The 20,582-nt window shown below is 70.4% G+C and carries 17 protein-coding genes; 16 read left to right on the top strand and 1 reads right to left on the bottom strand.

Annotated features, from left to right (window positions below; genetic code table 11):
* Positions 1–19 precede the first annotated feature (19 nt).
* The 12 genes from murF (at position 20) to ACIQAC_RS01565 (ending at position 12,760) form a co-directional block, all read left to right on the top strand.
* On the top strand, positions 20–1,435 hold the full coding sequence (gene murF / locus ACIQAC_RS01620) for a UDP-N-acetylmuramoyl-tripeptide--D-alanyl-D-alanine ligase (protein ID WP_402185997.1): 1,416 nt from the start codon (positions 20–22) through the stop codon (positions 1,433–1,435).
* Entirely contained in the window at positions 1,435–2,526 is a 1,092-nt protein-coding gene (mraY, locus tag ACIQAC_RS01615) for a phospho-N-acetylmuramoyl-pentapeptide-transferase (protein ID WP_402186922.1), read from the top strand. Before murF ends, mraY begins: the two co-directional genes overlap by 1 nt.
* Positions 2,508–3,941, top strand: coding sequence for a UDP-N-acetylmuramoyl-L-alanine--D-glutamate ligase (gene murD, locus ACIQAC_RS01610; RefSeq protein ID WP_402185995.1), 1,434 nt, complete (start codon positions 2,508–2,510; stop codon positions 3,939–3,941). The genes mraY and murD overlap by 19 nt, the downstream gene beginning before the upstream one ends.
* A 166-nt stretch (positions 3,942–4,107) precedes the next feature.
* Complete coding sequence (gene ftsW, locus ACIQAC_RS01605) at positions 4,108–5,469, top strand: putative lipid II flippase FtsW (RefSeq protein WP_402185994.1); 1,362 nt, start codon at positions 4,108–4,110, stop codon at positions 5,467–5,469.
* A gap of 6 nt (positions 5,470–5,475) precedes the next feature.
* Positions 5,476–6,573, top strand: coding sequence for an undecaprenyldiphospho-muramoylpentapeptide beta-N-acetylglucosaminyltransferase (gene murG, locus ACIQAC_RS01600; RefSeq protein WP_402185993.1), 1,098 nt, complete (start codon positions 5,476–5,478; stop codon positions 6,571–6,573).
* Positions 6,574–6,598: 25 nt separating this feature from the next.
* A complete protein-coding gene (locus ACIQAC_RS01595) occupies positions 6,599–7,393 on the top strand; it encodes a cell division protein FtsQ/DivIB (protein ID WP_402185991.1) in 795 nt (264 codons plus the stop codon).
* Between the two features lie 279 nt (positions 7,394–7,672).
* Positions 7,673–8,866 carry a cell division protein FtsZ gene (ftsZ, locus tag ACIQAC_RS01590; RefSeq protein WP_402185990.1) on the top strand — a complete coding sequence of 398 codons (1,194 nt, stop codon included), beginning with the start codon at positions 7,673–7,675 and terminating at the stop codon, positions 8,864–8,866.
* The gene (pgeF, locus tag ACIQAC_RS01585; protein WP_402185989.1) at positions 8,863–9,591 is read left to right on the top strand and encodes a peptidoglycan editing factor PgeF; all 729 of its coding nucleotides are present in this window, start codon (positions 8,863–8,865) and stop codon (positions 9,589–9,591) included. The genes ftsZ and pgeF overlap by 4 nt, the downstream gene beginning before the upstream one ends.
* Positions 9,592–9,597: 6 nt before the next feature.
* A complete protein-coding gene (locus ACIQAC_RS01580; protein WP_402185987.1) occupies positions 9,598–10,317 on the top strand; it encodes a YggS family pyridoxal phosphate-dependent enzyme in 720 nt (239 codons plus the stop codon).
* Positions 10,318–10,446: 129 nt separating this feature from the next.
* Entirely contained in the window at positions 10,447–11,088 is a 642-nt protein-coding gene (locus ACIQAC_RS01575; protein ID WP_402185985.1) for a cell division protein SepF, read from the top strand.
* Positions 11,089–11,148: 60 nt separating this feature from the next.
* The gene (locus tag ACIQAC_RS01570; protein ID WP_402185984.1) at positions 11,149–11,433 is read left to right on the top strand and encodes a YggT family protein; all 285 of its coding nucleotides are present in this window, start codon (positions 11,149–11,151) and stop codon (positions 11,431–11,433) included.
* A gap of 52 nt (positions 11,434–11,485) precedes the next feature.
* Positions 11,486–12,760 carry a DivIVA domain-containing protein gene (locus ACIQAC_RS01565; RefSeq protein ID WP_402185983.1) on the top strand — a complete coding sequence of 425 codons (1,275 nt, stop codon included), beginning with the start codon at positions 11,486–11,488 and terminating at the stop codon, positions 12,758–12,760.
* A 499-nt stretch (positions 12,761–13,259) separates the two neighbouring features.
* On the opposite strand, the gene ileS is transcribed toward ACIQAC_RS01565, so the two are convergent.
* The gene (gene ileS / locus ACIQAC_RS01560; RefSeq protein ID WP_402185981.1) at positions 13,260–16,403 is read right to left on the bottom strand and encodes an isoleucine--tRNA ligase; all 3,144 of its coding nucleotides are present in this window, start codon (positions 16,401–16,403) and stop codon (positions 13,260–13,262) included.
* A gap of 659 nt (positions 16,404–17,062) precedes the next feature.
* On the opposite strand from ileS, the gene ACIQAC_RS01555 reads away from it, so the two are divergent.
* From ACIQAC_RS01555 to ACIQAC_RS01540, 4 genes are all read left to right on the top strand, one after another.
* Positions 17,063–18,397 carry a TraR/DksA family transcriptional regulator gene (locus ACIQAC_RS01555; RefSeq protein WP_402185979.1) on the top strand — a complete coding sequence of 445 codons (1,335 nt, stop codon included), beginning with the start codon at positions 17,063–17,065 and terminating at the stop codon, positions 18,395–18,397.
* Positions 18,398–18,485: 88 nt separating this feature from the next.
* Positions 18,486–19,064 (top strand): signal peptidase II, encoded by a 579-nt coding sequence (gene lspA, locus ACIQAC_RS01550; protein WP_402185977.1) that lies wholly within the window; start codon positions 18,486–18,488, stop codon positions 19,062–19,064.
* A gap of 103 nt (positions 19,065–19,167) precedes the next feature.
* Positions 19,168–20,112, top strand: a complete 945-nt coding sequence (locus ACIQAC_RS01545; protein ID WP_402185975.1) for an RluA family pseudouridine synthase — start codon at positions 19,168–19,170, stop codon at positions 20,110–20,112.
* The gene (locus ACIQAC_RS01540; protein WP_402185974.1) at positions 20,109–20,576 is read left to right on the top strand and encodes a GNAT family N-acetyltransferase; all 468 of its coding nucleotides are present in this window, start codon (positions 20,109–20,111) and stop codon (positions 20,574–20,576) included. Before ACIQAC_RS01545 ends, ACIQAC_RS01540 begins: the two co-directional genes overlap by 4 nt.
* Positions 20,577–20,582: the final 6 nt, after the last annotated feature.

The following is a 20,582-nucleotide window of genomic DNA, read 5'->3' as shown; positions in this document are numbered from 1 at the left end:
AAGACCCAGGGATGAACTTGTGATCGCCCTCTCTCTCGCCGAGATCGCAGCAGTCGTCGGCGGGCAGACCCACGACATACCGGATCCGTCGGTGCGGGTCACCGGGCCGGTGGTCCGGGACTCCCGCGAAGTGGCGCCCGGCAGCCTGTTCGTCGCCTTCGTCGGCGAACGCGTCGACGGACACGACTTCGCGCCCGCCGTCGTCGAGGCGGGCGCCGCCGCCGTCCTGGCGTCCCGGCCCGTCGGGGTGCCCGCGATCGTCGTGACGGACGTTCAGGCCGCCCTCGGCGCCCTCGCCCGGCACGTGGTGACCCGGCTCGGCGCCACGCTCGTCGCCCTCACCGGCTCGGCCGGCAAGACCAGCACCAAGGACCTGATCGCCCAGGTGCTCCAGCACAAGGCGCCCACCGTGTGGACGCCCGGCTCGCTCAACAACGAGATCGGGCTGCCGCTCACCGCGCTCACCGCGACCGAGGAAACCCGGTTCCTGGTACTGGAGATGGGCGCGCGCGGCATCGGCCACATCCGCTACCTCGCGGATCTGACGCCCCCGCGGATCGGCCTGGTGCTCAACGTCGGCACCGCCCACATCGGGGAGTTCGGCGGCCGCGAGCAGATCGCCCAGGCCAAGGGCGAGCTCGTGGAGGCGCTGCCCCCGGCCGCCGAGGGCGGAGTGGCGGTGCTGAACGCCGACGACCCCCTCGTACGCGCGATGGCCTCCCGTACGAAGGCCAAGGTGCTGTATTTCGGGGAGGCCGACGAAGCGGACGTACGGGCCGAGAACGTGCGACTCACGGACAGCGGACAGCCTGCTTTCACCCTTCACACACCCTCCGGGTGCAGTGACGTGACCATGCGCCTGTACGGTGAGCACCACGTGTCGAACGCGCTCGCCGCGGCCGCCGTCGCCCATGAGCTGGGCATGTCCGCGGAAGAGATCGCCACCGCGCTCTCCCAGGCGGGCACCCTCTCCCGCTGGCGCATGGAGGTCACCGAGCGCCCGGACGGCGTGACGGTCGTCAACGACGCCTACAACGCGAACCCCGAGTCCATGCGAGCCGCCCTGCGCGCGCTCGTGGCCATGGGCAACGGGCGTCGTACGTGGGCGGTGCTCGGCAAGATGGCCGAGCTCGGGGACGAGGCGCTCGCCGAGCACGACGCGGTCGGGCGGCTCGCCGTCCGACTCAACGTCAGCAAGCTCGTCGCGGTGGGTGGCAGGGAAGCCGCCTGGCTGCAACTGGGCGCATACAACGAGGGTTCGTGGGGTGAGGAGTCGGTGCACGTGTCCGACGCACAGGCGGCTGTCGACCTGTTGCGCAGCGAGTTGCGCCCGGGGGACGTCGTGCTCGTGAAGGCGTCCCGTTCGGTCGGCCTGGAGAGCGTCGCCGCGGCGCTGCTCGCCACGGGTGCCGAGGGTGAGGTTGCCGCCCGATGATGAAGCAGATCCTGTTCGCAGGAGTCATTGGTCTCTTCCTGACGCTGATCGGCACCCCGCTGCTGATCAAGCTGCTCGCGCGCAAGGGCTACGGCCAGTACATCCGCGACGACGGCCCGCGCACCCACGGCAGCAAGCGCGGTACGCCGACCATGGGCGGTATCGCCTTCATCCTCGCGACGGTCGCCGCCTACTTCCTGGCCAAGGTGATCACCAGCTCGCTGGACCCCGAGACCGACGCGGCGCCGACCTTCTCCGGTCTGCTGGTGCTCGGTCTGATGGTCGGCATGGGCATGGTCGGCTTCCTGGACGACTACATCAAGATCGTGAAGCGGCGCTCGCTCGGTCTGCGGGCCAAGGCGAAGATGACCGGGCAGCTGCTCGTCGGCATCTCCTTCGCCGTGCTCGCACTCCAGTTCGCCGACAACCGGGGCAACACGCCGGCCTCCACCAAGCTGTCCTTCATCACGGACTTCGGCTGGACCATCGGCCCGGTGCTGTTCGTGGTCTGGGCGCTGTTCATGATCCTCGCCATGTCGAACGGCGTGAACCTGACGGACGGTCTGGACGGCCTCGCCACCGGCGCCTCCGTACTGGTCTTCGGCGCCTACACCTTCATCGGCGTCTGGCAGTTCCAGGAGTCCTGCGCCAACGCCCAGACGCTGACCAACCCCAACGCCTGCTACGAGGTGCGCGATCCGCTCGACCTCGCGGTGGTCGCCGCCGCGCTGATGGGCTCCTGCCTCGGCTTCCTGTGGTGGAACACCTCGCCGGCCAAGATCTTCATGGGTGACACCGGTTCGCTGGCCCTCGGCGGTGTGCTCGCCGGCCTCGCGATCTGCTCCCGCACCGAACTGCTGATGGCCATCCTCGGTGGTCTCTTCGTCCTGATCACCATGTCGGTGGTCATCCAGGTCGGCTCCTTCCGGCTCACCGGAAAGCGCGTCTTCCGGATGGCGCCACTCCAGCACCACTTCGAACTCAAGGGGTGGTCCGAAGTCCTTGTGGTGGTCCGCTTCTGGATCATCCAGGGCATCTGTGTGATCGTCGGACTGGGCCTCTTCTACGCGGGATGGGCAGCGGAAAAGTGACCTCCTCCTCGGAGCTCGACGGCAAGCACGTCACCGTCGCCGGACTCGGCGTCTCCGGCGTCCCGGCGGCCAGGGTCCTGCACGGCCTCGGCGCGCACGTCACGGTCGTCAACGACGGCGACGACGAGCGCGCCCGGGCGCAGGCCGCCGAACTGGAGGCGCTCGGCGTCACGGTCCGCCTCGGTGACGGCGCCACACTCCCCGAGGGCACCGAGCTGATCGTCACCGCACCCGGCTGGCAGCCGGACAAGCCGCTGTTCACCGCGGCCGCCGCGGCGGACGTCCCCGTCTGGGGCGACGTCGAGCTCGCCTGGCGGCTGCGCGGCCCGGACGCAGCGCCCTGGCTCGCCGTCACCGGCACCAACGGCAAGACCACCACGGTCCAGATGCTGGCCTCCATCCTGAAGGCCGCCGGGCTGCGCACCGCCGCCGTCGGCAACATCGGCGTCTCCCTGCTGGACGCGGTCCTCGGCGAGGAGACGTACGACGTCCTGGCCGTGGAGCTGTCCAGCTACCAGCTGCACTGGGCGCCCTCGCTGCGCGCCCACTCGGCGGCCGTGCTCAACCTCGCCCCCGACCACCTCGACTGGCACGGCTCCATGGAGGCGTACGCCCACGACAAGGGCCGCGTCTACGAGGGCAACCGGATCGCCTGCGTCTACAACGTCGCCGACAAGGCCACCGAGGAACTGGTGCGCGAGGCGGACGTCGAGGAGGGCTGCCGGGCCGTCGGCTTCACCCTCGGCGCCCCCGCGCCCTCCCAACTCGGCGTGGTGGACGGCATCCTGGTCGACCGCGCCTTCGTCGACAACCGGCACAGCAGCGCCCAGGAACTGGCCGAGGTCACCGACGTCACCCCGGCGGCCCCGCACAACATCGCCAACGCCCTCGCCGCGGCCGCCCTCGCCCGCGCCTACGGCGTACCACCGAAGGCCGTACGGGACGGGCTGCGGGCCTTCACCCCCGACGCCCACCGCATCGCCCACGTCGCCGACGTGGACGGTGTCGCCTACGTCGACGACTCCAAGGCCACCAACACCCACGCGGCCGAGGCCTCGTTGGCGGCGTACGGGTCGATCGTCTGGATCGCCGGCGGGCTCGCCAAGGGCGCGACCTTCGACGAGCTCGTCGCCAAGTCGGCGGCGCGGCTGCGCGGTGCCGTGCTGATCGGCGCGGACCGCGCCCTCATCCGTGAAGCCCTCGCGCGACACGCCCCCGAAGTCCCGGTCGTCGACCTCGACCGGACCGACACTGGGGCGATGTTGGCGGCCGTCCAGGAGGCCCGGCGACTCGCCGTCGCAGGGGACACCGTGCTTTTGGCACCTGCCTGTGCCTCCATGGACATGTTCACCAACTACAACAAGCGAGGAGACGCGTTCGCGGAGGCCGTGCGCGAACTCGGTGCGGGCGCCTGACGGCGGCCGACGGCCACGTCGGATGCCTCGGGACCCATGGAGGGACGGGTGACTCGGATGTGGTGGGGGTCGCGTCGACGGTCCACCGGTGGCATGCCGCCGTGCTCTTCCCCGTGGGCCGCGCGGCCCGCCGGGATCCGCTCCGCCCGCGAGGCGGTGCACCCCGATGCCCGGTAGCCGCACCGGACGCCCGCCCGTCCAGCGTGCGACCGGACGGCCCGCGGCCACCCGGACGCCCCAGGAGAACCCGCTCCTGCGCCTCTACACCCGCGGCCGGCGTGCCTGGGACCGGCCGCTGACCGCGTACTACCTGATCCTCGGCGGCAGTCTGCTGATCACCGTGCTCGGCCTGGTCATGGTCTACTCGGCCTCCCAGATCACCGCGCTCCAGATGTCGCTGCCGGGCTCCTACTTCTTCCGCAAGCAGCTGCTGGCCGCCGTGATCGGCGGCATCCTGCTGGTCGCGGCCTCGCGCATGCCGGTGAAGCTGCACCGCGCGCTCGCCTACCCGATGCTCGCCGGAGCCGTCTTCCTGATGGCCCTCGTGCAGGTGCCCGGGATAGGGGTCGCGGTCAACGGCAACCAGAACTGGATCCCGCTGGGCGGCTCCTTCCAGATCCAGCCCAGCGAGTTCGGCAAGCTCGCGCTGGTGCTGTGGGGCGCCGACCTGATGGCCCGCAAGCAGGACAAGAAACTGCTCGCCCAGTGGAAGCACATGCTGGTCCCGCTGGTCCCGGTCGCCTTTATGCTGCTCGGGCTGATCATGCTCGGTGGCGACATGGGCACCGCGATCATCCTCTCGGCCATCCTGTTCGGACTGCTGTGGCTGGCCGGCGCCCCGACCCGGCTGTTCGTCGGAGTGCTGTCGATCGCCGCGTTCATCGGCGCGGTCCTCATCAAGACCAGCCCCAACCGGATGGGCCGGATCTCCTGCCTGGGCGCCACCGAACCCCAGTCGGGACCGGTCGACTGCTGGCAGGCCGTACACGGCATCTACGCCCTCGCCTCCGGCGGACTCTTCGGTTCCGGCCTCGGCGCGAGTGTGGAAAAATGGGGGCAACTCCCCGAAGCACACACCGACTTCATCTTCGCCGTCACCGGTGAGGAACTGGGCCTGGCGGGGACTCTGTCGGTGCTCGCCCTCTTCGCCGCTCTAGGCTATGCGGGCATCCGCGTGGCCGGACGCACGGAGGATCCCTTCGTGAGGTATGCCGCGGGAGGCGTGACCACCTGGATCACGGCCCAGGCCGTGATCAACATGGGTGCGGTGCTCGGTCTGCTGCCGATCGCCGGTGTCCCGCTCCCGCTGTTCTCCTACGGTGGATCCGCCCTGCTGCCGACCATGTTCGCCATCGGTCTGCTGATCGCGTTCGCGCGCGACGAGCCCGGTGCGCGGGCGGCACTTGCGATGCGGCAACCCCGCTTTGGTAGAAAGCGGGCTGGAGGCGCCATGCTTGACCGGGGGCCTCGGAGATGGAACACGATGAGACGGCGTGCCTCGGCGGCGCGTACGTCCGGAGAGCGGTGAATTTCGGTGCATGTCGTACTCGCCGGTGGGGGGACCGCCGGCCACATCGAGCCCGCGCTCGCCCTCGCGGACGCCCTGCGCAGGCAGGATCCGACCGTGGGCATCACGGCCCTGGGCACGGAACGCGGCTTGGAGACCACGCTCGTACCTCAGCGCGGCTACGAGCTGGCGCTGATCCCGGCCGTACCCCTGCCCCGCAAGCCCACCCCTGAACTGATCACCGTCCCCGGCCGGCTGCGCGGCACGATCAAGGCGGCCGAGCAGATCCTGGAACGCACCAAGGCCGACGCGGTCGTCGGCTTCGGCGGCTACGTCGCCCTGCCCGGCTATCTGGCCGCCAAGCGCCTCGGCGTGCCGATCGTCATCCACGAGGCCAACGCCCGCCCCGGCCTCGCCAACAAGATCGGCTCGCGGTACGCGGCGAAGGTCGCCGTCTCCACCCCGGACAGCAAGCTGCGCGACGCCCGCTACATCGGCATCCCGCTGCGCCGGTCCATTGCCACCCTCGACCGGGCCGCGGTCCGCCCCGAGGCGCGCGCGGCCTTCGGACTCGACCCGAACCTGCCGACGCTGCTGGTCTCCGGCGGCTCCCAGGGCGCCCGCCGGCTCAACGAGGTGGTCCAGCAGGTCGCGCCCTACTTCCAGCAGGCCGGCATCCAGATCCTGCACGCGGTCGGTCCGAAGAACGAACTGCCGCAGGTGCACCAGATGCCGGGAATGCCGCCCTACATCCCGGTAAGTTACGTGGACCGGATGGACCTCGCGTACGCCGCGGCCGACATGATGCTCTGCCGCGCGGGCGCGATGACCGTCGCCGAACTCTCCGCCGTCGGGCTCCCGGCCGCCTACGTCCCGCTGCCCATCGGCAACGGCGAACAGCGGCTGAACGCCCAGCCGGTGGTCAAGGCCGGCGGCGGACTGCTGGTCGACGACGCGGAACTCACCCCGCAGTGGGTGCAGCAGAACGTCCTGCCCGTGCTCGCCGACCCGCACCGGCTGTTCGAGATGTCCCGCGCCGCCGGTGAGTTCGGCCGCCGGGACGCCGACGACCTGCTCGTCGGCATGGTGTACGAGGCGATCGCCGCCAACCGTGCACACCGATAGGACCGTATGACGGAAGGCAGGGAGCGTGGCCGGACCGACCACCGCCGAGCGCGGTGCACGCCAGCAGGAGTCGTCCGGCCCGCCGCCCGGAAGGCGGCTGCGGCTGCCCCGCCTTCGTACGATCATCATTCTCGCGGTCGCGCTCGTCCTGCTCGCCGGCGGCACCCTCTGGGTGCTGTACGGCTCGCAGTGGACGCGGGTGGAGCGGGTGTCCGTCTCCGGCACCCGGGTGCTGACCCCGGATCAGATCACCGGGGCGGCCGACGTTCCGGTCGGGGCGCCGCTCATTTCCGTCGACACCGATGCCATTGAGGACCGACTGGGCCGGAAACTGCCGCGAATTGACTCGGTCGACGTGGTCCGTTCCTGGCCGCACGGAATCAGCCTGAAGGTGACCGAGCGCACTCCGGTTCTGCTCGTCGAAGAGGGCGGAAAGTTCGTGGAAGTGGACGACGAAGGTGTCCGTTTCGCCACGGTTTCGAAGCCGGCGAAAGGCGTTCCGCTTCTGGAATTGACGGTGTCGAGGTCGGGTTCGTCGGCGGCGAGCCTGCGCCGCTTCGGCGAGACCCGCCTGGTGCGCGAGGCGGTACGGGTGGCCGACGCGGTTCCGGCCGCCGTCGAACGGGACACCAGGGTCGTCAAGGTCCGTTCCTACGACGACATCTCACTGGAGTTGACCAACGACCGCACGGTCGCATGGGGAAGTGCCGAGAAGGGGCACGCGAAGGCCCGTACACTCGCGGCTCTTATGAAAGCAGCTCCGGATGCGCGGCACTTCGACGTGAGCGTCCCCACCGCCCCTGCGTCATCGGGGAGTTGACGCACATCGGCGCAGGCCAGCACCCTGGTTGGGCAGCGCTACGGCTGATCACATAGGGTGAAAAGAAAAACGGGAGGTTCGGCGTGTTCGTTGAACGTGCGCCACTTGTCGACTTAGTGTCCTGTTCAGAAGACTCCATGGAACAGACACACTGGTAACCCTAAACTTCAGGGTTAGGGTTCGGGTCGGCGCTACGGACCGTCCCACTCGGCATCTGTCGTCGGGGTGCGGGCAACCGCACGGCGACGACAACGTAATTCGAGGCGAGAGGCCTTCGACGTGGCAGCACCGCAGAACTACCTCGCAGTCATCAAAGTCATCGGTGTCGGCGGCGGTGGTGTCAATGCCATCAACCGGATGATCGAGGTCGGTCTCAAGGGCGTCGAGTTCATCGCCATCAACACCGACGCGCAAGCTCTGTTGATGAGCGACGCCGACGTCAAGCTGGACGTCGGCCGTGAACTCACCCGCGGACTCGGCGCCGGAGCCAACCCGGCCGTCGGCCGCAAGGCCGCCGAGGACCACCGCGAGGAGATCGAGGAGGTCCTCAAGGGGGCCGACATGGTCTTCGTGACCGCCGGCGAGGGCGGCGGCACCGGCACCGGCGGCGCGCCCGTCGTGGCCAACATCGCCCGCACCCTCGGCGCGCTCACCATCGGCGTGGTCACCCGCCCCTTCACCTTCGAGGGCCGGCGCCGCGCCAACCAGGCCGAGGACGGCATCGCCGAACTGCGCGAAGAGGTCGACACCCTCATCGTCATCCCGAACGACCGGCTGCTGTCCATCTCGGACCGCCAGGTCTCCGTCCTCGACGCCTTCAAGTCGGCCGACCAGGTCCTGCTCTCCGGTGTCCAGGGCATCACCGACCTCATCACCACGCCCGGTCTGATCAACCTCGACTTCGCCGACGTCAAGTCGGTCATGTCCGAGGCCGGTTCGGCCCTGATGGGCATCGGCTCGGCCCGCGGCGACGACCGCGCGGTGGCCGCGGCCGAGATGGCGATCTCCTCGCCGCTCCTGGAGGCGTCCATCGACGGCGCCCGGGGTGTGCTGCTCTCCATCTCCGGCGGCTCCGACCTCGGCCTGTTCGAGATCAACGAGGCCGCCCAGCTGGTCAGCGAGGCCGCCCACCCCGAGGCCAACATCATCTTCGGCGCGGTCATCGACGACGCCCTCGGCGACGAGGTCCGGGTCACCGTGATCGCCGCCGGCTTCGACGGCGGCCAGCCGCCGTCCAAGCGGGACAACATCCTCGGCTCGTCCTCCGCCAAGCGCGAGGACTCGACGCCGGTACGGCAGACCGAGAGCCGGCCGTCCTTCGGCTCGCTCGGCAGCGTCAAGCCGAAGGAGGACCCGGCGCCCGAGCCGGAGCCGGTCGCCGATCTCCCGGCCGCCGCCCCGCCGGTCCCGCCGTCGCGGAGCTACTCCGACAGCGCGGCCGAGGAACTGGACGTGCCGGACTTCCTGAAGTGATAGGACAGCGCGAAAGCGGCAGCGGCGCCCACTTCGCCTTCACCGACCGGTGGGGCGGGGTGAGCGCCGCTCCGTATGAGGAGCTCAATCTCGGCGGCGCGGTCGGCGACGACCCGCAGTCCGTGCGGACCAACCGTGAACTGGCCGCCAAGTCGCTGGGCCTCACCCCCGACCGGGTCGTCTGGATGAACCAGGTCCACGGCAACGACGTCGTCCGGGTCGACGGACCCTGGAGCGACGGGCCCGTCCCGGAGGTCGACGGTCTGGTCACCGCCACCCGTGGTCTGGCCCTCGCCGTGCTCACCGCCGACTGTGTGCCGGTCCTGCTCGCCGACCCGGTCGCCGGCGTCGTCGGTGCCGCGCACGCGGGCCGGCCCGGCATGATCGCCGGCGTCGTCCCGGCCACGCTACGCGCGATGACCGCGCTGGGGGCCGTCGCGGACCGGATCGTCGTCCGCACCGGACCCGCCGTCTGCGGCAGGTGCTACGAGGTGCCGGAGGAGATGCGCGCCGACGTCGCCGTGCACGAACCGGCGGCGCACGCGGTGACGAGCTGGGGCACACCCGCGGTCGACGTGGCCGCCGGGGTGCACGCGCAGCTCGACCGGCTCGGGGTGCGCGACCGGGAGCAGTCGCCGGTGTGCACGCTGGAGTCGGGCGACCACTTCTCGTACCGCCGAGACCGGACCACGGGCCGGCTCGCCGGCTATGTCTGGCTGGACTGATGGGGCATGACGGACCGTAAGCACGAACTCGCCGCGAATCTGGCGAAAGTCGAGGAGCGTATCGCCGCCGCGTGTGCCGCGGCCGGGCGCAAGCGCGAGGAGGTGACCCTGATCGTGGTCACCAAGACCTATCCCGCGAGCGATGTGCGGATCCTGTCGGAACTCGGGGTGCGCCATGTCGCCGAGAACCGCGACCAGGACGCCGCCCCGAAGGCCGCCGCCAGCTCGGATCTGCCCCTTGCCTGGCACTTCGTCGGGCAGTTGCAGACCAACAAGGTGCGATCCGTGGTCGGTTACGCGGACGTCGTGCAGTCCGTGGACCGGGCCCGGCTGGTGACGGCGCTCTCCAAGGAGGCCGTGCGGGCCGGGCGCGAACTGGGATGCCTCATCCAGGTCGCGCTCGACGCGGGTGCGGACGGCAGAGGGGAGCGCGGCGGCGTGGCACCGGAGGCGGTCGAGGAGTTGGCCGGACTCGTGGCCGGGTCGCCGGGACTGCGGCTCGGCGGACTGATGACCGTCGCCCCGCTCACCGGGGAGTACGCGGGGCGCCAACAGGCGGCGTTCGGGCGGTTGATGGATTTGTCGACCGACCTGCGCCGAGCCCATCCGGCTGCGAACATGGTCTCGGCAGGGATGAGTGCGGACCTCGAAGAGGCCGTGACGGCCGGAGCGACACATGTGCGCGTCGGTACGGCGGTACTCGGAGTCCGCCCCAGGCTCGGGTAACGTCGCCAGGAAGTCGGACCACAGTAGAAAATATGGTCATTACCGCCGAAAGGCGGGTGCAACGACCTCGTGGATCGCGGGCATTTGGCAGTCGTCAGCCGATCCACCACAGAGCGGAGGACTCAGAGCATGGCCGGCGCGATGCGCAAGATGGCGGTCTACCTCGGCCTCGTGGAGGACGATGGGTACGACGGCCGGGGTTTCGACCCCGATGACGACTTCGAGCCCGAACTCGACCCGGAGCCCGAACGCGACCACCGGCGACACGAGTCGTCCCACCAGTCGCACGGAGCACATCAGTCCCAACGGGACGAAGAGGTGCGAATCGTACAACCGCCCGCGCCACGCGAGTCGGTGGCGCGAGCCGCTTCGGCGGCTGTGGAATCCGGGCGTCCGGCACGGATCGCGCCCGTGGCATCCATCACACAAGAACGCCAGTCCATCGAGAAGAACGCACCGGTGATCATGCCCAAGGTCGTGTCCGAACGAGAGCCGTACCGGATCACCACACTTCACCCGCGGACCTACAACGAGGCCCGTACCATCGGGGAACACTTCCGTGAGGGCACCCCGGTGATCATGAACTTGACTGAGATGGATGACACAGACGCGAAGCGACTTGTCGACTTTGCGGCCGGTTTGGTGTTTGGTCTTCACGGCAGTATCGAGCGGGTGACGCAGAAGGTGTTCCTGTTGTCGCCTGCTAACGTCGATGTCACGGCGGAGGACAAGGCCCGTATCGCAGAGGGCGGGTTCTTCAACCAGAGCTGAGACGTACGACTGAACAGCAGTACAGACAGAGCACGGACTGGGGAGAGGGAAGCACCGGAGATGGGCGTGGTCTTGCAGGTCGTCTACATCGCGCTGATGGTGTTTCTCATCGTGCTCATCTTCCGGTTGGTCATGGACTACGTCTTCCAGTTCGCCCGCTCATGGCAGCCCGGCAAGGCGATGGTGGTCGTTCTGGAGGCCACCTACACTGTCACCGATCCACCGCTCAAGCTTCTGCGGCGGTTCATTCCGCCGCTGCGTCTCGGGGGCGTGGCGCTCGACCTGTCCTTCTTCGTACTGATGATCATCGTGTACATCCTGATCGCGATCGTGGTCCGGCTGTGATCGATGTGAACTACCGTCTTGCCGATGCCGACGATTACGTTGAGGTGAAGAGATGCCGTTGACCCCCGAGGACGTGCGGAACAAGCAGTTCACGACCGTCCGCCTCCGAGAAGGCTATGACGAGGACGAGGTCGATGCCTTCCTCGACGAGGTCGAAGCCGAGCTGACCCGACTGCTCCGCGAGAACGAGGACCTGCGCGCCAAGCTGGCCGCCGCGACGCGTGCCGCTGCCCAGAACCAGCAGAACATGCGCAAGCCGCCGGAGCCGCAGGACCAGCAGCAGGGCGGGATGCCGCAGCAGGGTGGCATGCCTCAGCAGGGCGGGATGCAGCAGGGCGGCATGCCCCAGCAGGGTGGCATGCAGCAGGGCGGTATGCCTCAGCAAGGCGGAATGCAGGGCGGGATGCCCCAGCAGGGCGGGATGCAGCAGGGTGGTATGCCGCAGCAGGGCATGCGCGGTCCCGGCGCCCCCGTTCCGGCCGGCATATCGGGCCCGCCGCAGCAGCAGATGGGCGGCCCCATGGGCGGCCCGCCCCAGCTGCCGAGCGGTGCGCCGCAGCTGCCCGCCGGTCCCGGCGGACAGGGCCCGCAGGGTCCCGGCCCGATGGGTCAGGGTCCCATGGGACAGGGCCCGATGGGCCAGGGTCCGATGCAGGGCCAGATGGGCCCCGGCGGTCACATGGGTGGCCCCATGGGCGGCCCCGGCATGCCCGGTCAGGGCGGCCCCGGTGGCGACAGCGCCGCCCGTGTCCTCTCGCTGGCCCAGCAGACCGCCGACCAGGCGATCGCCGAGGCCCGTTCCGAGGCCAACAAGATCGTGGGAGAGGCCCGTTCGCGCGCCGAGGGTCTGGAGCGGGACGCCCGTGCCAAGGCCGACGCGCTGGAGCGGGACGCGCAGGAGAAGCACCGCGTCGCGATGGGCTCCCTGGAGTCCGCCCGCGCCACGCTGGAGCGCAAGGTCGAGGACCTGCGTGGCTTCGAGCGCGAGTACCGGACGCGTCTGAAGTCCTACCTGGAGTCGCAGCTGCGTCAGCTGGAGACCCAGGCCGACGACTCGCTCGCTCCGCCGCGTACACCGGCGGCCGCGTCGCTGCCGCCGTCCCCGGCGCCTTCCATGGCACCGGCCGGTGCGAGCGCCCCGTCGTACGGCGGCAACCAGGGGATGGGTGGCGGTCCTTCGCCGGCCGGTCCGTCCTACGGTGGGCAGCAGCAGATGTCTCCGGCGATGACCCAGCCGATGGCGCCCGTGCGGCCGCAGGGGCCTTCGCCGATGGGGCAGGCGCCGTCTCCGATGCGTGGCTTCCTCATCGACGAGGATGACAACTGACGTGTAGTACGCCTTAGGCGTCGGCAGCGTTCAGCAGGGCGGGGCCCCGGGTTTCTGATCCGGGGCCCCGCCCTTGTGTGTGCTCGGGTGCCGGGGGCTGGGGGTGCCCTGCGGGGCGTTCGCGCAGCCCGGCGCGACGGGGTGCCGCCGCGCCCACCCGTGCCGCCCTGCGGCACGATTGCCCGCGACGGCGGTGGGTCGGCGGCGGTGGGCTGGCGGCGGCGGCGGTGCGTCGGCGGCGGCGGTGGGTCGGCGCCGGTGGCGGCGGTGGGCTGGCGGCAGCGGTGGGCAGCGGCGGCGGTGGGCTGGCGGCGGTGGGTGGGGTGGATGCGCGCCGCACGTCTGCCGCGGCTGCGCGGGGTCGGCTTTTGCTTTTGGGGGCGCGGGGAACTGCGCGATCAGCCCCCGCCGGGCGTCCGGTGAACGGCTGCCTGTGGTTATGGGCGAGGGCCCGGCCCCCCGGTCTGGGGAAGCCGGGCCCTCTCGCCTGTGGGAGGGGTTATGCCTTGCGGAGGCGGAACGTGAGGGTCAGGCTTTCGTCGGTGAACGCGGCACCGTAGGTGGTGTCCGCCTCGCCCTGGGCGAAGTCCGTGGCCAGGACCTCGTCCGCGATCAGCGCCGAGTGTTCCGACAGCGCAGCGATCACCGCAGGGTCCGTAGCCGTCCAGCGCAGCGCGATCCGGTCCGCGACATCCAGGCCGCTGTTCTTGCGGGCCTCCTGGATGAGCCGGATCGCGTCACGGGCCAGCCCCGCCCGCCGCAGCTCCTCCGTGATCTCCAGGTCCAGCGCGACCGTGGCACCCGAGTCGGAGGCCACCGACCAGCCCTCGCGCGGAGTCTCGGTGATGATCACCTCGTCCGGCGCGAGCGAGATCGTCTCGCCGTCGACCGTCACCGCGGCCGTGCCCTCGCGCAGCGCCAGCGACAGCGCCGCCGCGTCCGCCTCGGCGACCGCCTTCGCCACCTCTTGGACCCGCTTGCCGAAACGCTTGCCCAGCGCGCGGAAGTTGGCCTTCGCGGTCGTGTCGACCAGGCTGCCGCCGACCTCCGACAGGGACGCCAGCGACTCGACGTTCAGCTCCTCCGTGATCTGCGTGTGCAGCTCGGGGGAGAGGGCGTCGAAGCCCGTCGCGGCGATCAGCGCGCGCCGCAGCGGCTGCCGCGTCTTGACGCCGGACTCCGCGCGCGTGGCACGGCCCAGCTCCACCAGACGACGCACCAACACCATGTGCCGCGACAGCTCCGGGTCGATGGCGGTCAGGTCCGCCTCCGGCCAGGAGGACAGGTGCACCGACTCCGGGGCGCCCGGGGTCACCGGCACGATCAGGTCCTGCCAGACCCGCTCGGTGATGAACGGGGTCAGCGGGGCCATCAGCCGGGTGACCGTCTCGACGACCTCGTGCAGGGTGCGCAGCGCGGCCTTGTCGCCCTGCCAGAAACGGCGCCGGGAGCGTCGTACGTACCAGTTCGAGAGGTCGTCGACGAACGCCGAGAGCAGCTTGCCGGCGCGCTGGGTGTCGTACGACTCCAGGGACTGGGTCACCTGGTCGGTGAGGGCGTGCAGTTCGGAGAGCAGCCACCGGTCGATCAGCGGGCGGGCGGCCGGAGCCGGGTCGGCCTCGGAGGGGGACCAGTTCGCCGTGCGCGCGTACAGGGCCTGGAAGGCGACCGTGTTCCAGTACGTCAGCAGGGTCTTGCGGACGACTTCCTGGATGGTGCTGTGGCCGACCCGGCGGGCCGCCCACGGGGACCCGCCGGCCGCCATGAACCAGCGGACCGCGTCCGCGCCGTGCTGGTCCATCAGCGGGATCGGCTGGAGGATGTTGCCCAGGTGCTTGGACATCTTGCGGCCGTCCTCGGCGAGGATGTGGCCGAGGCACACCACGTTCTCGTACGACGACTTGTCGAAGACCAGGGTGCCGATCGCCATCAGTGTGTAGAACCAGCCGCGGGTCTGGTCGATGGCCTCGCTGATGAACTGCGCCGGGTAGCGGGACTCGAAGAGTTCCCTGTTCTTGTACGGGTAGCCCCACTGCGCGAACGGCATCGAACCCGAGTCGTACCAGGCGTCGATGACCTCCGGCACGCGTGTGGCCGTCTTCGCGCACTGCGGGCAGGCGAAGGTGACCTCGTCGATGAACGGGCGGTGCGGGTCGAGGGCCGACTGGTCGGTGCCGGTCAGCTCGGTGAGCTCCGCGCGGGAGCCCACGACGGTGAGGTGGTCGTCCTCGCACCGCCAGATCGGCAGCGGCGTGCCCCAGTAGCGGTTGCGGGACAGCGCCCAGTCGATGTTGTTGTTGAGCCAGTCGCCGTAGCGGCCGTTCTTCACCGTGTCCGGGAACCAGTTGGTGCGCTGGTTCTCTTCGAGGAGGCGGTCCTTGACGGCCGTTGTGCGGATGTACCAGGACGGCTGCGCGTAGTAGAGCAGCGCGGTGTGGCAGCGCCAGCAGTGCGGGTAGCTGTGCTCGTACGGGATGTGCTTGAAGAGCAGGCCGCGCTCGCGCAGGTCCTCGGTGAGCTGTTCGTCCGCCTTCTTGAAGAAGACGCCGCCCACCAGCGGGACGTCCTGCGCGAAGGTGCCGTTCGGCCGGATCGGGTTCACCACCGGCAGGCCGTACGCCCGGCAGACCCGGAGGTCGTCCTCGCCGAACGCGGGGGACTGGTGGACCAGACCCGTGCCGTCCTCGGTCGTCACGTACTCGGCGTTGACCACATAGTGGGCCGGGGTGTCCGCGGGGAACTCGACCAGCTCGAACGGACGCTCGTACGTCCAGCGCTCCATCTCGGCGCCGGTGAAGCTCTCACCCGTGCGCTCCCAGCCCTCGCCGAGTGCCTTCTCGACGAGGGGCTCCGCGACGACCAGCCGCTCCTCGCCGTCCGACACCACGACGTAGGTGACGTCCGGGTGGGCGGCCACCGCCGTGTTCGACACCAGTGTCCAGGGGGTGGTCGTCCACACCAGGAGTGCGGCGGTCCCGGCCAGCGGGCCGGAGGTGAGCGGGAAGCGGACGTAGACCGAGGGGTCGACGATCGTCTCGTAGCCCTGGGCCAGCTCGTGGTCCGACAGACCCGTCTCGTCACGCGGGCACCAGGGCGCCACGCGGTAGTCCTGGACCAGGAGGCCCTTGTTGAAGATCTCCTTGAGCGACCACCACACGGACTCGATGTACTCGGGGTCCATGGTCCGGTAGGCGTCGTCCAGGTCGACCCAGTAGCCCATGCGGTGCGTCAGCTCGGTGAACGCGTCGGTGTGGCGGGTCACGGACTGACGGCACCGGTCGTTGAACTCCGCGACGCCGTACGCCTCGATGTCCTGCTTGCCGGTGAAGCCCAGCTCCTTCTCGACCGCCAGCTCCACCGGCAGGCCGTGGCAGTCCCAGCCGGCCTTGCGGGCCACGTGGTACCCGCGCATGGTGCGGAAGCGGGGGAAGACGTCCTTGAAGACGCGCGCTTCGATGTGGTGGGCGCCGGGCATGCCGTTGGCCGTGGGCGGGCCCTCGTAGAACACCCACTCCGGGCGGCCCTCGGACTGCTCCAGGCTTTTGGCGAAGATCTTCTGGTCGTGCCAGAAGTCGAGCACGGCGTGCTCCAGTGCGGGCAGGTCGACCTGGGCGGGTACCTGGCGGTACGTCGGCGCTGTCATCGGCGAGCTTCCTCCAACGGACTTTCTGCCTTCCGTCGGAGGGACGAGAGCTCTGATTCGACGCCGTGTGCGGCGCGCTCCCGCGGTACCACCCTCCTTGGCCCTCCGGGGCGCCGTACGCGCTCCGGGGAGCCCCCTCATTGGGGTCGCGAGCCGGTTCTACCGACCGTCGCCGTGCGGCTTCGGCTTTCCTCCGGCGGCTCCGGGGTGATCTTCACGTCGCGCTCGCCCCCGGGCTTCCACCGTCCCCGGGTCGCTCTGGGCTGCGTACGCCGCTACTCGTCCCCATCCATGCCGTTCGCTGCGCCCAGTGTACGGCGCCGCACGGACAGCGGACGACCGGTTTCCCCGCACCCGCGGAGGCCCCGGCGGGGGCCTGTGTGGCCGGGGCGGTGAGGGGTGTGGTCCGGAGTGCGGTCCGGGGTGCGGTCCGGGGTGCGGGATGACCCGAATGGCGAGGTGTGCGTGCGCGCGTTCCGGGATGTCCGACGCGGCGGATTACCCGGCGGGGAGCTGGGCACAACGGATGCATGCCGGCCGCGTGGCGGCCACGGTGCGGGCGGATCGGGCGGCGTGCCCCGTTGCCGCGGGACTCAAGTCGATTTATCGTCCCAGCACGATTCGCGAGCAAGATCACAATATGTGAAGGGGCCGCGGCCATGGTGGCGAAAAAGTCCGCCGCACAGCAGTCGGCGTCCGGCAGGTCACGTAATCCGGGCACCGATGCCAGTGCCTCCGGCGGGGCGGCCAAGGAGGTCGGCGGGAAGAAGCGAGCGGTGGGGGCAGCGGGCAAGTCCGCCGCGGCCACCAAGGCCACCGGGTCTGCCGGGTCTTCCGGGGTGACCAAGACCGTCAGGACGGTGCGGGCCGGGGAGACGGCGGCGCGGTCCGTGGCGGGGGCGGCCGGCGAGGGTGCGGCCGCGGCGAAGGGGGCAGCGGGGAAATCGGCCTCCGCGCGGGTGCCTGCCAAGAAGACGACCACCGCGCGGGCAGCCACCAAGACGGCGCCTGTGAAGGCGACGGAGGACGTGCCAGCCAGGAAGGCCGCGAGCAAGAAGGCGCCTGCCAAGAAGTCCGCGGCCGAGAAGGCACCTGCCAAGAAGTCCGTGGGCAAGAAGGCTCCTGCCAAGAAGGCGGCGGCGGAAAAGACCGTCGCCAAGTCGGCGTCCGCCAAGTCGGCGTCCGCCAAGTCGGCGTCCGCCGAGACGGCGTCCGTGAAGAAGGCGGTCGCCAAGAAGGCGGCTGTGGGGAAAGCCCCGGCCAAGGAGGCAGCGGTCAAGGAAGCCACGGTCAAGAAGACCGTCACCAAGAAGGCACCCGCCAAGAAAGCGGTCGCCAAGAAGACCGCCTCCGCGGAGGGGGGCGCCAAGAAGGCGGCGGCTGAGCGGGCCGCTGCCAAGAAGGCTCCGGTTGGCAAGGGTGCCGTTGGTGAGGGGACCGGCGGGCAGCGGGTGGGTAAGAAGGCCGCAGGGCGTAAGAGCACGGCGAAGAACGCGGGTGCGGCCGAGGCCGCGGAGCAGACGGGAGCCACGACCGTGGTTGCGAAGAAGACTCCTGGCACGGCCACGGCGGCGAAGACCGCCGTACCCAAGGCACGTGGCGAACTGGCGGTGCGTCCCGGCGAGGACCCCTGGACCCCGGAGGAGATCGCCGAGGCCCGGACCGAGCTGTCCTCCGAGATGGAGCGGCTGAGCTACGAGATCAGCTCGTCGGAGACGGCACTGGCCGGTCTGATGCGGGACTCGGGCGACGGCGCCGGGGACGACGACGCGGACACCGGCACCAAGAACATCACCCGCGAGCACGAGCTGGCGCTGGCCGCCAACGCGCGCGAGATGCTCATCCAGACCGAACACGCCCTCCAGCGCCTCGACGCGGGCACCTACGGGCTCTGCGAGAACTGCGGCAACCCCATCGGCAAGGCGAGGATGCAGGCCTTCCCGCGGGCCACCCTGTGCGTGGAGTGCAAGCAGAAGCAGGAGCGCCGGTACTGATCGCCCGCGGCAGCCCTCCTGAGCACCGGGGCCGTCAGAGGTGTGCCGTACCCTCGTGCTCAGTCGGCACCTAGGTTGAGGGACTCACGTGGCAGAGGCGGAGCGCATCATCGGTACGCCGGAAACCCCGGACGCGGCGGACACTCCTGAGGAGCCGGAGACGGCCGCCCCGCGTCCGCGCGGCAAGCGGCGGATCGCCGTGCTGTTCGCCGTCGCGGCCTTCGCGTACGCCCTCGACCTGGTCAGCAAGATCATCGTGGTCGCGGAGCTGGAGCACCACGAGGCCATCGAGGTCATCGGCGACTGGCTGAAGTTCGACGCGATCCGCAACCCGGGGGCGGCCTTCGGCTTCGGACAGGCCTTCACGATCATCTTCACGGTGATCGCGGCGGCCGTGATCGTGGTCATCGCCCGGCTCGCCCGCAAGCTCTACAGCCTGCCCTGGGCGATCGCCCTCGGCCTGCTGCTGGGCGGTGCGCTGGGCAACCTCACCGACCGGATCTTCCGTTCGCCCGGCGTCTTCGAGGGCGCGGTCGTGGACTTCATCGCGCCCAAGCACTTCGCCGTGTTCAACCTCGCCGACTCGGCGATCGTGTGCGGCGGTGTCCTGATCGTGCTGCTGTCGTTCCGCGGCCTCGACCCGGACGGCACCGTCCACAAGGACTGACCCACAAGGACTGACCCGCAAGGGGCTGGTCCGCGGCGCTCGGCGGGCGGGCGTCGACCGGTCGGCGTACGGCGTTGTCCGACCCGTCCGGCATACTCGACGGGTGAGTACAGTTCCCGAGATCCGCAACCTGCCCGTGCCCGACGGTCTGGAGGGCGAGCGCGTCGACGCCGCCATCTCCCGCATGTTCGGCTTCTCCCGTACCAAGGCCGCCGAGCTGGCCGCCGCGGGGAAGGTCACGGTCGACGGCGCGGTGGTCGGGAAGTCCGAGCGGGTGCACGGCGGCGCCTGGCTCGAGGTCGAGATGCCGCAGGCGCCCGCGCCGGTGCAGGTGGTGGCCGAGCCGGTCGAGGGCATGGAGATCGTGTACGACGACGAGGACGTCGTCGTGATCGTGAAGCCGGTCGGCGTCGCCGCCCACCCGAGCCCCGGCTGGAGCGGTCCGACGGTCATCGGTGGGCTCGCCGCCGCCGGGTACCGCATCTCGACGTCCGGTGCCGCCGAGCGGCAGGGCATCGTGCACCGCCTCGACGTCGGCACGTCGGGCCTGATGACGGTCGCCAAGTCCGAGCGCGCGTACACCTCGCTCAAGCGCCAGTTCAAGGAGCGCACGGTCGACAAGCGGTACCACACGCTGGTCCAGGGCCACCCCGACCCGACCAGCGGCACCATCGACGCCCCCATCGGCCGCCACCCGCAGCACGACTACAAGTGGGCGGTCACCGCCGAGGGCAAGCCCTCCGTCACGCACTACGACCTGATCGAGGCCTTCCGCGCGGCCTCCCTGCTCGAAGTGAAGCTGGAGACCGGCCGCACCCACCAGATCAGGGTGCACATGGCCGCCCACCGCCACCCCTGTGTCGGCGACCTCACCTACGGCGCCGACCCGACGCTCGCCAAGCGGCTCCGCCTGACCCGCCAGTGGCTGCACGCCGTACGGCTGGGCTTCGAGCACCCGGGGGACGGCGAGTGGGTCGAGTTCTCCTGCGAGTACCCCGACGACCTGCGGCAGGCCCTGGACCTGGTGCGCGAGGAGACCTACGGATGACCGAGGCGTACGTGGTGCGGGTCGCCGAGGACCCGGCCGACCTGGAGTTGTGCTTCGCCGTGCGCAAGGACGTCTTCGTCGCCGAGCAGGGCGTACCGGAGGACATCGAGTACGACGCGTACGACCCGGGCGCGGTCCACGTGCTGGCCGTGCGCGCGGACGGCGTACCGCTGGGCACCGGGCGGCTGCTGCACGGCGAGGCGGCCGCCGCGAAGACCGACGGCGACCCGGGCGTGGGTTCGCTCGGCCGGCTCGCGGTGACGAAGAGCGCGCGCGGGCTCGGTGTCGGGGCCGCGCTGGTGCGGGGCATCGAGGACGCGGCACGCGCGCGGGGGCTTGCCGCGGTGGACCTCCACGCGCAGACTCACGCGCTGGGCTTCTACGAACGGCTGGGCTACGAGGCGTACGGACCGGAGTTCTCCGACGCCGACATGCCGCACCGCGCGATGCGGCGCGCACTGTAGCCGAAC

The organism is Streptomyces sp. NPDC088387 (assembly GCF_044753385.1).
In the GTDB taxonomy this organism is placed as follows: Bacteria; Actinomycetota; Actinomycetes; order Streptomycetales; family Streptomycetaceae; genus Streptomyces.
Note: the sequence above shows the minus strand (reverse complement) of the source record. Positions and strands in the feature narration are given on the sequence as shown.